General features: G+C 46.2%; 12 protein-coding genes. 8 read left to right on the top strand and 4 right to left on the bottom strand.

Annotated elements, in window-relative coordinates:
- Positions 1 to 2: 2 nt before the first annotated feature.
- Both QWZ05_RS06365 and QWZ05_RS06370 read right to left on the bottom strand, forming a co-directional pair.
- Positions 3 to 983 carry a Gfo/Idh/MocA family protein gene (locus QWZ05_RS06365; protein WP_290297350.1) on the bottom strand — a complete coding sequence of 327 codons (981 nt, stop codon included), beginning with the start codon at positions 981 to 983 and terminating at the stop codon, positions 3 to 5.
- A 45-nt stretch (positions 984 to 1028) separates the two neighbouring features.
- Positions 1029 to 1643 carry a LysE family translocator gene (locus QWZ05_RS06370; RefSeq protein WP_290297352.1) on the bottom strand — a complete coding sequence of 205 codons (615 nt, stop codon included), beginning with the start codon at positions 1641 to 1643 and terminating at the stop codon, positions 1029 to 1031.
- A 310-nt stretch (positions 1644 to 1953) separates the two neighbouring features.
- On the opposite strand from QWZ05_RS06370, the gene codB reads away from it, so the two are divergent.
- The gene (gene codB, locus QWZ05_RS06375) at positions 1954 to 3195 is read left to right on the top strand and encodes a cytosine permease (protein WP_290297353.1); all 1242 of its coding nucleotides are present in this window, start codon (positions 1954 to 1956) and stop codon (positions 3193 to 3195) included.
- A gap of 9 nt (positions 3196 to 3204) precedes the next feature.
- Positions 3205 to 4482 (top strand): cytosine deaminase, encoded by a 1278-nt coding sequence (locus tag QWZ05_RS06380; protein WP_264876085.1) that lies wholly within the window; start codon positions 3205 to 3207, stop codon positions 4480 to 4482.
- A 211-nt stretch (positions 4483 to 4693) separates the two neighbouring features.
- Here the strand turns inward: QWZ05_RS06380 and QWZ05_RS06385 are convergent, their stop codons facing one another.
- Positions 4694 to 5209: a hypothetical protein gene (locus tag QWZ05_RS06385; protein ID WP_290297356.1), complete on the bottom strand. Its 516-nt coding sequence runs from the start codon at positions 5207 to 5209 to the stop codon at positions 4694 to 4696.
- Positions 5210 to 5346: 137 nt separating this feature from the next.
- On the bottom strand, positions 5347 to 5859 hold the full coding sequence (locus QWZ05_RS06390; protein WP_290297358.1) for a nicotinate-nicotinamide nucleotide adenylyltransferase: 513 nt from the start codon (positions 5857 to 5859) through the stop codon (positions 5347 to 5349).
- Positions 5860 to 6097: 238 nt separating this feature from the next.
- Between QWZ05_RS06390 and nadE the strand changes: the two genes are divergently transcribed.
- From nadE to QWZ05_RS06420, 6 genes are all read left to right on the top strand, one after another.
- On the top strand, positions 6098 to 6928 hold the full coding sequence (gene nadE, locus QWZ05_RS06395) for an NAD(+) synthase (protein ID WP_264876088.1): 831 nt from the start codon (positions 6098 to 6100) through the stop codon (positions 6926 to 6928).
- 472 nt (positions 6929 to 7400) lie between these two features.
- Positions 7401 to 8807, top strand: coding sequence for an undecaprenyl-phosphate glucose phosphotransferase (locus tag QWZ05_RS06400; protein ID WP_290297362.1), 1407 nt, complete (start codon positions 7401 to 7403; stop codon positions 8805 to 8807).
- A 17-nt stretch (positions 8808 to 8824) separates the two neighbouring features.
- Entirely contained in the window at positions 8825 to 10054 is a 1230-nt protein-coding gene (locus QWZ05_RS06405) for an outer membrane beta-barrel protein (RefSeq protein WP_290297364.1), read from the top strand.
- Positions 10055 to 10069: 15 nt separating this feature from the next.
- A complete protein-coding gene (locus tag QWZ05_RS06410; protein ID WP_264876092.1) occupies positions 10070 to 10588 on the top strand; it encodes a polysaccharide biosynthesis/export family protein in 519 nt (172 codons plus the stop codon).
- A gap of 17 nt (positions 10589 to 10605) precedes the next feature.
- Positions 10606 to 12816: a GumC family protein gene (locus QWZ05_RS06415; protein ID WP_290297368.1), complete on the top strand. Its 2211-nt coding sequence runs from the start codon at positions 10606 to 10608 to the stop codon at positions 12814 to 12816.
- Positions 12817 to 12872: 56 nt separating this feature from the next.
- A complete protein-coding gene (locus tag QWZ05_RS06420; RefSeq protein ID WP_290297370.1) occupies positions 12873 to 13835 on the top strand; it encodes an NAD-dependent epimerase/dehydratase family protein in 963 nt (320 codons plus the stop codon).
- Positions 13836 to 13840: the final 5 nt, after the last annotated feature.

Raw genomic sequence — 13840 nt, forward strand, 5'->3', positions numbered from 1 at the left:
GCCTATTCGCTGTCTGCTGGAAATACGATACCCGTTTGACGGCGAATCTCTGTAATAATTCGGGCTACCTCAAGTGAACGCCTTGTGCAGTGAGGCACCATCTTTTGGTTCATCACCTGCTGCGCAAACTCGATGGCCTCATAAAGCATGGGATTCTTATCTTGCTCTACGGTTAAATCTTCACGCTTACCATCACGACTGATTTTCTCTACTCGCTCTCCATAAGAGATCATGTCCACCAGCACGCTACCATCTTCACCTTGAATTTCGCTTGGTAAAGCACTGCTGCTGGTTTTGGAGTGAGAAAGCACAACGTTGAAGTTAGGATAGGACAAAATCACATTTCCGCTACCATCGACGCCTGACTCCAGTCGGTGTGCGCTGGCGTGAATACTATCAGGTGCGCCAAATAATTCCACTGCTGCGCCAACACAGTAGAAGCCGATATCCATAATCGAGCCATTAGAAAACGCAGGATTAAAGGTGTTTGGCTGCTCGCCATTGAGGTATTTTTGATAACGCGATGAGTATTGGCAGTAACTAATATGCGCAAGGCGTATGCGGCCAATGTCTTGCATTGCTTGACGCGCCACTTTGAAATTTGGGGTGTGAGGCGACATAAAAGCCTCAAACAGCACCACGTTGTGCTGTCGGGCGATCTCAAACATGCGTGTGGCGAGTGCCACATTCGAGGCCATCGGTTTTTCAACAATCACATGCTTTCCCGCTTGCATCATTTGAATGGCTTGCGGACCATGCAATGAGTTCGGACTGGCAATATACACGGCATCAACCACCTCGCATTGAGCAAGCTCGTCTAGGTCATCAAAGTAGTGTTCAACTTGATACTTGTCGCCAAAAGCCAGTGCGTTTTCTTGGCGACGCGAGTAGACCGCAGTTAAGGCATATTCGCCAGTTTTTAATGCAGCAGCGACAAATTGATCGGAAATCCAGTTTGTTCCAATAACAGCTAAGCGAATCATCACTCTTCCTTGTGTTTGTTGATGTGGCTGAGGAGTTAGTTTTTGTTATAGCGTGACCAGCACTCGAATCGCTAATGCGATAAGTACGATGCCGGTCAGTTTATCAATCAATAACGCCTTGGAGCGAATCTTTTCAATAAATAGCGGACTGGAAAGAAGCAAGGTGATCAGGCTATACCAGAGACCGTCTACTAGCAGCGGCGTTGCGATGATCACGACCTGATTCGATAATGAGTCAGCAATCGCGACAAACTGACTGAACAGTGCGGTAAAAAACACCATAATTTTCGGGCTAAGCAGTGAGATCATCAGCCCTTCTTTCGCCGCTTGCAGCAAAGAGGCTTGCTCGCCTTTTTCCAGTTTTTCAACCACACCGCCTTTTGAGCGCAAGGCATTCCAACCTAAATAGGCCAGATAAAGTGCCCCTAACAAGGTAATACCCTTAAACACCATCGGTGCCTGCACCAGCAAAACACTCAAACCGGTTATCGTTATAAATGCATAAAACCCGATACCTATCGCATGTGCCCATGCCGTGGCAAGCCCATTGGCTCTTCCCCCTGCAAGGCTGTGTTTCGCCACCATCGCCAAACTTGGCCCCGGAGACATCGCTCCTAGCAGGCAAACTGTAAATAATGACAACCAAACTGAAAATGTCATTGCAACTATCCTTAATTGTTATATAACCCATGTGAGGCTTGTTTCAAAGTACAACTTTTTTATCCAACTATGAATTTATAATTCACTGTTTTTAATGGCAATGTTATCACCTAACTGCAAAGCAATCGTTTTACTTCACATTTTCACATTGACTCACGCTTCAATTTAACCATAATACCGCCCGTTTATCCGTCTTTTGGGCGAAATTTTCATCAATGGCTCGAAGCAACTTGAAGTAATCGCAAGTGTGTCGTAACACCTTGGAAACTTCAATGAGTGAGAGCATAAACGAATCTATTTGGAGTGTATTTTGGCTGCTGATAACAACTACAGTTTGGGTCCGGTTCCTAAATCGGCGCGTAAAGGTGTCGCATCACTCACTATGGTGATGCTGGGATTGACCTTCTTTTCAGCAAGCATGTGGACAGGAGGTTCGCTTGGTGCAGGGCTAAGTTTCGATGATTTCTTCTGGGCCGTATTAATCGGTAACCTTCTTCTCGGTATCTACACTTCTTTTCTTGGCTACATCGGCGCTTCTACTGGCCTCTCCACTCATCTTCTTGCTCGCTTCTCTTTTGGTTCTAAAGGATCTTGGCTTCCTTCCGCACTGCTTGGCGGCACTCAGGTCGGTTGGTTCGGTGTTGGCGTTGCCATGTTTGCCATTCCAGTTCACCACGCAACGGGTATTGATACTAACATTCTGATTTTAGTCTCTGGCTTACTGATGACTGCAACCGTCTACTTTGGTATTGCGGCTCTGATGGTACTTTCTGCGATTGCTGTTCCAGCCATTGCCGCGCTGGGTGGTTTCTCGGTATTTCAAGCCGTGGAAAGTGCCGGCGGTATTGAAGCGCTTAAAGCCATTGAACCGAAAGAGCCGCTAGATTTCTCTATCGCGCTGGCGATGGTGGTGGGCTCTTTTGTCTCTGCTGGCACACTGACGGCTGATTTTGTACGTTTTGGTAAAAAACCGGCTTCAGCGGTTGCAGTAACCATGATCGCTTTCTTTATCGGTAACTCGTTAATGTTCATTTTTGGCGCGGCGGGCGCTGCGGTAACGGGTGAATCAGACATTTCACAAGTGATGATTGCTCAAGGCTTGCTGATCCCTGCGATTATCGTACTTGGCCTCAATATTTGGACTACTAACGACAATGCGCTCTATGCCTCTGGGTTAGGTTTCTCCAACATTACTGGCTTACCAAGTAAATACATCTCAATGGTCAATGGCTTGGTTGGTACATTGTGTGCATTATGGCTGTATAACAACTTCGTTGGCTGGCTGACCTTCTTGTCGCTAGCGATTCCGCCGATTGGTGGTGTCATCATTGCGGATTTCTTTGTTAATCGTAAGCGCTATGCAAATTTCGAGAAGACTCAATTTAAGAGCGTAAACTGGGCTGCTATCATTGCTGTAGCACTCGGTGTTGCAGCAGGACACTTCCTGCCAGGTATTGTTCCACTAAACGCGGTACTTGGCGGTGCAATCGTGTATCTTGTGCTTAACCCGTTACTTAATAAAAACGCAGCTGTTGCGCAAACAGCTCAATAAGGTCATTTCATGCCATCCATGATTATAAAAAACGCACGCCTTCAAGATCGTGAAGGCTTGCACCAGATTGTGATTGAACAAGGCACATTCAGCCAAATTCGTGACAATGATAATACAATCGACCCGCAGTCAACTCTGATCGATGCTGATGGTGGCTTGGCTGTCGCCCCTTTTTGTGAGCCGCACATCCACCTCGACACCACGCAAACTGCCGGTGAGCCGAGCTGGAACATCTCAGGTACGCTGTTTGAAGGGATTGAGCGCTGGGCGGAGCGTAAAGCGATGCTCTCGATTGAAGATGTCAAACAACGCGCTAAACAAACTCTAGAGTGGCAGATTGCCAACGGCATCCAACACGTCCGTACTCACGTAGATGTCTCTGACCCGACGCTGACAGCGCTAAAAGCGATGGTTGAAGTACGTGAAGAGATGAAAGAGTGGGTAGACATTCAAATTGTCGCCTTTCCACAAGAGGGCATTCTCTCTTATCCGAATGGCAAAGCGCTATTGGAAGAAGCGGTACAACTGGGCGCTGACGTTGTAGGTGCGATTCCTCACTTTGAATTCACTCGTGAATACGGTGTTGAGTCTCTGCATATCGCCTTCGATATTGCACGTAAGTACGACTGTTTGATTGACGTGCACTGTGATGAAATTGATGATGAGCAGTCACGCTTTGTTGAGACACTTGCCGCACTTGCGCACAAGTATGAGATGGGTGATAAAGTCACTGCTAGCCATACGACAGCGATGGGTTCATATAATGGCGCTTATGCTTCTCGTCTGTTCCGCCTGCTTAAAATGTCAGGCATCAGCTTTGTGGCTAACCCGCTGGTGAACACGCACCTGCAAGGTCGCTTCGATGACTACCCAAAACGCCGTGGTATCACCCGAGTGAAAGAGATGCTAGCCGCAGATATCAATGTCTGCTTTGGTCATGATGATGTGTTTGACCCTTGGTATCCTCTCGGCACAGCCAACATGTTACAGGTATTGCACATGGGTCTGCATGTGACGCAAGTGATGGGCTATGATCAAATCAATCAAAGCCTAGCACTGATCAGTGATAACTCAGCCAAAGCGATGAACCTGCAAAATCAGCATGGTATTGAGGTCGGTAAGCCAGGTAATCTTCTGATCTTGCCAGCAGAAAATGGCTTTGATGCGGTTCGCCGTCAAGTGCCTGTTCGCTACTCTATCCGCGCGGGTAAAGTAATTGCTGAAACGCAGCCCGCAACCACTAAGATTCATTTAGAAGGTGAGAAAGCGATCGATTTTCGTCGCTAATCTATTTGGCCTCACTTAAGACATAAAAACCCGCAATCAGTCTACGCTGGTTGCGGGTTTTCTACATATATTGACTCAAAAAGTTGTCATGCTGAGCTTAACTCAGTATCTAGCTAAGGCAGTCGCAAAACTTAACTCGCGCTAGGTGTTCACTCTGTATCGAATTCAGGGCAGCGTCGGCATTATCAGTGATTAGAATGACTACCAAAGACTATTTAATCGGAATCTCAAACTGCATAAAGAAATCACCTTGATGCTTTTCGTGCCAACGATAATCAAAGCGCAATCTTGGCTCTCCTGCTTTTTTATCTCCGACTCCGAAACTAAACTGCAAACCATGACTGAGTAACCATTCGTCATAAGACATCTGATCAACATCATCTTCCAGCTCAGAAGGCATCCAAACACCTAAGCCAAAATAGTTATTCGCTAAACGTTGGGTTAAGAAGGGGTCAGACTGACTCTTTATCAACCACTGGTCCCAATATTCGGTATCGAGATCAAATTGATTGGTGCTCTCAGAAACCATCAAGTTGGCAAAAGTATCCGATACAAAATTAAGACTTTCTTGCACTGAATAACAAAAACCGCTGCTGTTCACGACAACAGAGTCGACACTACCGTTAGAAGAATACGTAGGGCTATCAAAAAGATCGCAAGCACGCGCAGTCATACTGAGCGTGCATATTCCAAGCGCAATCCAACAGGCCGCTTTGTCAGCTGGCATATAAACCCCAAAAACAACGTCATCTCATAATAATCGATGACTCAAAATCAATAATACGCACCAATTTAAACCATACAGGTGCCGATAACCGTAATAAATATCGCAGATTTGTTAATACGATTGTAGTTATTTTTCGACTAAAACGTGACTTTCTTTAGCAGTTTTACAACGTTTGGTGTGGTCAGATGGCTAATATCTTGATTATTTTCAATATTATTTCTTATGTCCGTACTGCGTATTTTTACCTTTTCCGGACACGCTAACACCGACCATCGCTGAACAATCTCTTCTGCGTTAAAAAAGCGTGCAAAACTGAACAGATTGTCTGGCCCCATAACGAAGGTAAACTCATAATCAGGATAACGCTCAGATAAGGCCTCTAACACCGCATAAGTGGTGACACTCTCCCCTGGTTTGTGCAACTGCTCCTCTATTTGGCAGCGCTTGACACTTTGATGGCCAAGATCACCAATAAACGCATCCACTAATGCACAACGTTGGTCATAAGCGAGCATCGATTTGCCCCATGCATGTGCAATGCTGGGTAACAGCCACACTTGATCAAAGTGCATGAGTGAATCGATCACACTTTTATGTCCAAGACTCGGTGGGTTAAATGCACTGCCAAAGATGGCGACTTTCTGTTTCATGGGCTCGATTCGTTATTGATTAGACATCACATCATTGATTGGAGAGATTTTTGCATCTTCCTGACCAACAATCTACTCGTATGAACAATTCACAGCAAACGGCCATCAAGTTCGTCTGCATCGGGTGACTTAAGATATCAATATCGCTTATCATACCAGAAGATATTTTTTACCCGAGACAAGGTACTGCGATGTGCCGCATTTCGGGTATCTGCTTGCAAGAATCAAGGGAAGAACCATGGAACAACAGATTCGCGATGAAATGCGTGTTTTACCTCAAATCGATGTTGATTTTGAGATTACACGCCGCGTTAATTTTATTAAGAGCAAACTGACTGAATCAGGCTGTAAAGCACTGGTACTTGGTATCAGTGGTGGTGTTGATTCAACCACATGTGGTCGCCTTGCTCAGTTAGCCGTTAATCAATTGAATGAAGAACAAGCAACGGATGCTTATCAGTTTATTGCGGTACGACTGCCTTATGGGGAACAAAAAGACGAAGACGAAGCCCAATTAGCGCTTAGCTTCATTGAGCCGACTCATTCAGTGTCAGTGAACATTAAATCCGGTGTGGATGGCCTACACGCAGCCAGCAATATCGCTTTAGAAGGTACGGGGTTAATCCCGCAAGACCCTGCAAAAATTGATTTTGTAAAAGGTAATGTCAAAGCACGCGCCCGTATGGTTGCACAATATGAGATCGCGGGCTTTGTGGGTGGTTTAGTGCTTGGCACAGACCACTCCGCGGAGAACATCACCGGTTTCTACACAAAGTTTGGTGATGGTGCGTGTGACCTCGCCCCTCTATTTGGCTTAAGCAAACGTCAAGTGCGCCAGCTTGCAAAGCAATTGGGTGCACCAGAGTTACTAGTGAAAAAAACGCCAACGGCAGACCTTGAAGAGCTCAGCCCACAAAAGGCGGATGAAGATGCTCTCAACCTAAGCTATGACCAAATTGATGACTTCCTAGAAGGCAAACCGGTCGATGCAGAAGCCAAAGCAGCGCTTATTCGTATTTATCAAGTCACTCAGCATAAACGCCTGCCAATCCCGACTATCTACGACTAACTCCGTATAGGTTACGCAACAAAGCGACTATCTAGCGCGCTTACACTTGGGTACTGTATGCCTGCTTCGATTACAAACCAGAAGCAGGCATAGTTAGATCTGGCTCTCACTCACTGGTGTATTTCACCCGATTGAAATCGTTTTACACCCCTTTCTCATTAGACCAGCAAACTGAAACTAAACCTTAGTTCCCCTATTTATCATCTTTCATTAGTACTTTATTAGACGCGAAATTTACGAGTATTAAATATCTACGGATTTGCTCACTAGCACTTAGGTGTAAATTTCAGTCTTTAATCGCCTGCCCACTTTGCAACAAACCAATAGACTTTATCCATTAGTTATTGTGTGTCGTGATCTCGCTGTCCACGTGCCGCAATGCCAACTTAACTTGGTTAACTCAAGTGTTTTGGGGTGATACCTAGGGCGGTAGCGTACCCAGGCTCAACACAAACTTAAATGGACTTAAGTGATGAACAAACACCATAAAGGACTCATTCGATCTCATGAAACAGGTTTTGCCTTTGTCTACAGGGTGATCGACATTGTGCTGGTCCTGTGCACGCTCTTTTTCCTCAACGAGGTCTATCTCTCTGCCTTCAGTAAAGACTATGTGTTACTTGGTGCGCTTGGCACTTTAACCTACTTTTTGGTGGCTGAAAGTAGTCATCTCTACCGCTCTTGGCGAACGACGACACTCAAAGCGCACATATTTAACACTCAGCTGTGTTGGTTTGTTGCGGCTGTGACCATCATGACCGTGCTCTATTTCACCAAATCCAGTGAGAGCTTTTCACGTATTGTACTTGGCGGTTGGTTTGTTCTAACACCAGTTCTATTAATGTTTTGGCGTGTGGCACTGAGATTGTTTTTGCAATCGGCTCGTAAGCGAGGCTTCAATGCCCGCCGAGCGATTATCGTCGGACACACACAACAAGGCGTTGCACTGGCACAAGAGCTCGAGTCACACACCCATCATGGGGTGATTTTCGAAGGCTTCTACGATGAGAGACAGAAAGATCGCACCCAAGTCGAGTCAAATTATCGTATCTATGGCAATGTCGAAGAGGCACTCGAACTGGCTAAATCCGGCGATATTGATTACGTCTACATTGCGATGCCGATGCACGCCAATGAACGTATTGCCAAGTTTTTAAACCAATTCTCTGACACCACCGCAAACACCTATCTTGTTCCTGATTTCTTTACCTATAACCTGCTGCACTCACGCTGGGATCAAATCGGCAATGTCCAAACACTGAGTGTTTTTGATACGCCGTTTGTGGGCATCTCATCTTGGGTTAAACGCTTAGAAGACATCATTCTGACATCACTCATTCTCGTACTTATCTCTCCGGTGTTATTGGTTGTCGCTTTAGCGGTGAAACTCACTTCTCCAGGCCCAGTGATCTTTAAGCAACATCGTTACGGACTCGATGGGCGTAAAATTAAAGTTTGGAAATTTCGCTCTATGACCACGATGGAGCAAGGTAGCGATGTCAAACAGGCCACAAAAAACGATCCGCGCATCACGCCCGTTGGCCGCTTTATCCGCCGCACATCTCTTGATGAACTTCCTCAGTTTTTCAATGTGTTACAGGGGTCTATGTCTATCGTCGGCCCTCGTCCACACGCGGTTTCTCACAATGAAGAGTATCGTCAAATCGTCGACCGCTACATGCTGCGTCACAAAGTAAAGCCAGGGATCACTGGCTGGGCACAAATTAATGGCTATCGCGGCGAAACCGACACGCTCGATAAAATGGAAAAGCGCGTCGAGTTTGATTTGGCCTATATCCGCGAATGGTCAGTTTGGATGGACATCAAGATTGTCTTTCTCACTGTATTCAAAGGCTTTACCGGCAAGAACGCCTATTGATCAACAAGGTGGTTGGCATGCAAGTAACATTACTGAACAAGTCAAAATGCGCTCTACTCATACTCAGCACGCTAGTGAGTGGCAGTGTGTTAGCAAGACCATTTAATTATCAGTTTGATAAAGATGACGCGCAGGGGTTTTCTCCTTTCGTTGACGCTGAGCTGGGGTATAACAGCAACGTGACCCATGCCAATGACAACGAAATCGACTCTGGATTCGTTACGGTAACTCCAGGTGTCGACTACACCTACCGCACAGGTGAAAGCCGCTTGAGTGCCTTATATATCGCTGATGGAGGCTACTACTTTGATAGTTCAGATGACAACTACTTTGACCAGTACCTTGAACTCAACGGTGCACTGCAATTCAACATTCGCCATCGTCTTAACCTGATTTACGGTTTTTATGACACCCATGAAGAGCGTGGTCAAGGGCTGACTGAAGGGATCAGTCGACTGGTTAACGATACGATCGAGTATCAGCAACAGCAGTTCTTAGCCGACTACACCTTTGGTGCTAAGCAAGCCAAAGGACAGATAAAGCTCCACGCGGGATTAGAAACTCGCGAATATCAAAACTACCGCACCATCGATAGCGATACAGGAACAAAATACAACGACTATGAGCTCATCAGTTATGGCGGCCGCTTCCTCTACCGCATCAAATCTGGTGCGCAGGCGTTTATTAGTGTGCAGCGTGAAGATAAACAATTTGACTACGCCGCACGCGAGCTTGCCAAACGCGACAATATCTCTGATTACTACGCCGTCGGTGCCCTTTGGCAGCTCACTGGGAAAACCCAAGGTGAAGCCTCTATCGGCTATCAAACTAAAGACTTCGACGACAACAGTTTTGAAGACTTTTCAGGCTTAAGTTGGCGCGCAAACTTAACTTGGCAACCTAAACAACAAACCAAGTTCAAGTTAAGGACTTCTCAATCCGCCGAAGACCCAGATCAATATGGTGGCTACACCGATGAAACGTATTTCGGCCTTGCATGGGCGCAACAGTGGCGCGATCGCCTAATCTCTACCGTCGGCGCCTCTTGGGAAGGGGATGACTTCAACGGTGGGGGCTACGATGGTCGCGAGGATGATCTCACCACCTTACTGTTTAAACTTCGCTACCAATTTAGTCGCCAGTTTAGCTTTGGCGCTCGTTATGAATACGAAGACAAAAGCTCGAACGTTTCTGACATCGAATACTCTCAACACATCATCGGCTTCTTTTCTCAGGTCGAGTTTTAATCAATAGGTCTCGCTATGCAACGTATGCTAATACTGATGCTTTTCCTGCTCTCACCTTGGGCTGTGGCCAATCAAGCAGATTATCGCCTTGGAGCAGGCGATCGCATCCAAATCAAGGTTTATGGTGAATCTGACCTCTCTTTTGATGAGCTATTTATCACCTCAACCGGTCAGTTTGAATATCCCTACATTGGCCGAATTACCGCGATAAACAAAACAACTAGAGAGCTTACTGAACAGATCACTCGCGAGCTCAAAGGGGACTATCTTGTCGACCCTAAAGTAATGGTCTCCATCCTCTCATTTCGCAAAATTTATGTGAATGGCGAGGTGAAAAAGCCCGGTGGCTATGAATATCAACCGGGCCTCACGATTGATAAAGCCATCGCGCTTGCAGGAGGCTTCACTGACCGTGCTGCGCGCAGCAAAATCTCTGTCACCAATAACACGACCGGGAATGACACCCTTAAAGCCAGACTGTCTAACCAAGTTCAGCCTGGCGACATTATTACGATTGAAGAAAGCTTCTTCTAAACCAAAGCGAAATAAGAATGGAATCGAAACAAAACACCTTCACTATTGAGCCGACCGTGATAGATGTCAGCCGTTACTTCACTGCACTGAAGCGCAGAATGCTACTGATCTTGCTCATTGTTGCGGCTCTCAGCAGCGCGACTTATCTTGTCACGCGCCAAATGTCGCCAATCTACTCGGCGACCACCACGCTGCTTATCGAGTCTAAACCAAAGTCAGCCATTTCAATTGAAGAGATCGTCGGTGTCGATGCCAGTAAGCAGGAATACTATCAAACTCAGTATGAAATCATGCGTTCGAACCAAGTTGCCGAGCGCGTTATCAACCAGTTTCAACTCGATTTTAACCCGGAGTTTAACGGCGAACTTCAGACATTTAGTATCAAAAACACGATTTTTGGTTATCTCTACGTGCTAAGAAACCGCTTGTTAGGCTCACCGGAAACCTCAGATGTTTATCCCGGGCTAGCTCAGAATGAAGAGCAGCGACGCAGAGTGTTAAACACCTTCAAAAGTAAGCTATCGGTCAGCCCGGTGCGCCAAACCCAGCTGGTCAACATCACATTTGAATCCTACAACCCAAGCACTGCAGCAACACTGGCCAACGCGGTTGCGCAAGCCTATATCGAAAACAACATTGAGGCGCGGATCATCGTTAGCCAACAGGCAGAAGTCTGGATCGATAGTAAACTCAAAGAGCTTTCAGCCCACCTCAGCCTTTCTGAACGTCGCCTCGCCGAGTTCCTTGAGGGTGAAGGGCTTGTCGATGTTGAAGGGGTCGATGCTCTACAAAGCCGCGTGCTCACCGATGTGACTAGCCAGATCTCTGTCGCGCGCGATCGCCGCTTGGCAGCTGAGTCTCTGTACCGTGTGCTGCAAGATAACCGCAATGCCGATATCTCAACCCTCTATGCGATACCAGACATTTCTAAGCACCCGCAGATTCGCGACGTACGTGTCGCTGAGATTGAGTTGCAACAGAAGCGCTCTGAGCTAAGCAAGCGCTATGGACCTAAACATGACAAAATGGTTCAGGTCAATGCGGAGCTTACATCCATTCAAGGACAAGCTCACCAACTGCTAAGACAGCTCGCCAGTGGCATTGAAAAAGAGTATCGCGCAGCCAAACGACAAGAAGAGGCTTTAAAAGCTGAACTAGAAGATATGAAATCTCAGTTCAACGCGGTCTCTATCAAACAAACGGAGTACTCTAAGTATCAACGTGACGTCGAAAACAACCGTCGTATTTTGGATCTCTTTGAGAACCGTAAAAAAGAAACTTCGGCGACTAGCGACTATCAACCTGCGATCGCACGCATCACAGACCCTGCACTCTATCCCGTCAAGCCAAGTAAGCCTAACCGATTAAAAATCGTGCTCGCTGTGGCAGTCGTATCATTTGCACTGCTCTGCACTCTAGTGATCATCCGAGAGTTCTTACGTAACGAGCTTGAGCAGGCCTCTGATGTCGAGCGTAAGCTTGGGTTTTCTCCTATCGCTTCAATTCCAAGAATCAAAAGGCGTTGGTTTGCCGCCAAACCTTCGGTGACGCAGTTTAATAACAGTGACAACCCATCATTCTCAGAAGCCATTCGTAGCCTTAGAACGCGTCTGCTGCTCTCTGTGAGTAACAAAAACCGAACCTGTTTTGCACTGACATCACCAAACCCCAATGAGGGTAAGAGTACTATAGCGGCGAACTTGGCATTGTCACTCACCAAGGTAGAAAAGGTGATTATTGTCGATGCCGACTTGCGTAAACCGACACTCGGCTCACTGTTTAATCTCTCTTTAAGTGATAACGGGTTAAGTAACTATCTATTGATGGATACACCTTTACAAGACTGCCTGCATTATGATGAAGACTCTGGCATTACCGTTCTTCCATCGGGCTTTATTCCACCTAACCCGCAAGAGATGCTCAGCAGCGAAAAGTTCAAACGTCTAATTGAACATCTAAAACAGCAATACGACCGCGTGATTATTGACTGCCCGCCAGTGATGGTTGTAAGCGATGCGCTACTTATTGGGCATTTATCGGAAGCAATGCTGCTGGTTTTGAAAGCGAATACAACAAAGACGCATCAAGCCAAAAATGCGATAGCTGAACTTATCAACCATCAAGTCAAAATCGATGGTGTGGTGTTGAACTACTGCAATGAAGAGCGTCTATCTAACGCCCAGTCTTACTACAAAAGCTACTCCTATAAGGCAACCCCTGCCGAGTAAGCCGTGAGCGTGATAGGCACTATTTGACTGATTTTAAAATATTTAGGAAACACAACATGGATTCGTTGAACATTCTAATCACGGGCGCCAGTGGGTTTATTGGTACTCACCTCATTCGCTCGTTAATTGGCAATAATCACAACATATACGCCCTCGATAGACTGCCACCACGCGAGCAGCACGATGGGGTGACTTACCTACAACATGACGTTCGAGATCTTACATCATTAGAGATCCCTGAAAAAATTGACCGCATCTATAATTTTGCGGCGGTACACACCACGCCAGGGCATGAAGATATTGAGTATTTTGATACTAATATTTTTGGGGCTATCGAAGTCACTGAGCTGGCCAAAAAACATCATACACAAGAGATTATCTTCACCAGTTCGATCTCAGTTTACGGGCCAAATGAAGCCAGCCTCGATGAGACTTCACAGCTCACGCCTAACTCCGCTTATGGTTATTCAAAAGCGCAAGCTGAAAAGATCCACATGTCTTGGGCGAATGACGCGCAAACACGCCGCTTAACTATCGTCCGTCCAGCGGTAGTGTTTGGTGAAGGCGAAGGGGGAAACTTTACCCGTTTAGCGAAAGTACTGCGCAAAGGGTATTTTCCGTTTCCGGGTCGTACCGATACGATTAAGGCTTGTATCTATGTCAAAGAGCTGCTTAACGCCATTGACTACATTCACGCACAGAATACGCATATCGTGGTATTTAATGGCGCATTTAATCAAAAATACACCATTGAACAGATCATCGATACCTTCGCTCAAGTTTCCTTCCCTAAGGTAAAAAAACTCCTTATTCCTCAAGTGTTAATCATGTCTGCTGCCAAAGTAATTTCCGTGTTTAAGGGATTTGGGCTGGGCATCAACCCAGAGCGAATTACTAAGCTAATCAAAAGCACTAATATTGAACCAAACTGTCTAACCAGTAGTGGTTATCAATATCAGTATGACTTGTCCACCTCTCTACAAGATTGGGCAAAAGACACCGCTGGTGAATACTCTTAAGGGCT

The organism is Vibrio agarivorans, from assembly GCF_030409635.1.
GTDB lineage: Bacteria > Pseudomonadota > Gammaproteobacteria > Enterobacterales > Vibrionaceae > Vibrio > Vibrio agarivorans.

What these genes read in the sequence shown, in the direction of transcription:
- QWZ05_RS06385 (WP_290297356.1), bottom strand. Translation starts at nt 5,209, where the DNA reads ATGCCAGCTGACAAAGCGGCCTGTTGGATTGCGCTTGGAATATGCACG.
- QWZ05_RS06365 (WP_290297350.1), bottom strand. Translation starts at nt 983, where the DNA reads ATGATTCGCTTAGCTGTTATTGGAACAAACTGGATTTCCGATCAATTT.
- QWZ05_RS06390 (WP_290297358.1), bottom strand. Translation starts at nt 5,859, where the DNA reads ATGAAACAGAAAGTCGCCATCTTTGGCAGTGCATTTAACCCACCGAGT.
- QWZ05_RS06420 (WP_290297370.1), top strand. Translation starts at nt 12,873, where the DNA reads ATGGATTCGTTGAACATTCTAATCACGGGCGCCAGTGGGTTTATTGGT.
- QWZ05_RS06380 (WP_264876085.1), top strand. Translation starts at nt 3,205, where the DNA reads ATGCCATCCATGATTATAAAAAACGCACGCCTTCAAGATCGTGAAGGC.
- QWZ05_RS06410 (WP_264876092.1), top strand. Translation starts at nt 10,070, where the DNA reads ATGCAACGTATGCTAATACTGATGCTTTTCCTGCTCTCACCTTGGGCT.
- QWZ05_RS06415 (WP_290297368.1), top strand. Translation starts at nt 10,606, where the DNA reads ATGGAATCGAAACAAAACACCTTCACTATTGAGCCGACCGTGATAGAT.
- QWZ05_RS06405 (WP_290297364.1), top strand. Translation starts at nt 8,825, where the DNA reads ATGCAAGTAACATTACTGAACAAGTCAAAATGCGCTCTACTCATACTC.
- QWZ05_RS06400 (WP_290297362.1), top strand. Translation starts at nt 7,401, where the DNA reads ATGAACAAACACCATAAAGGACTCATTCGATCTCATGAAACAGGTTTT.
- nadE (WP_264876088.1), top strand. Translation starts at nt 6,098, where the DNA reads ATGGAACAACAGATTCGCGATGAAATGCGTGTTTTACCTCAAATCGAT.
- QWZ05_RS06370 (WP_290297352.1), bottom strand. Translation starts at nt 1,643, where the DNA reads ATGACATTTTCAGTTTGGTTGTCATTATTTACAGTTTGCCTGCTAGGA.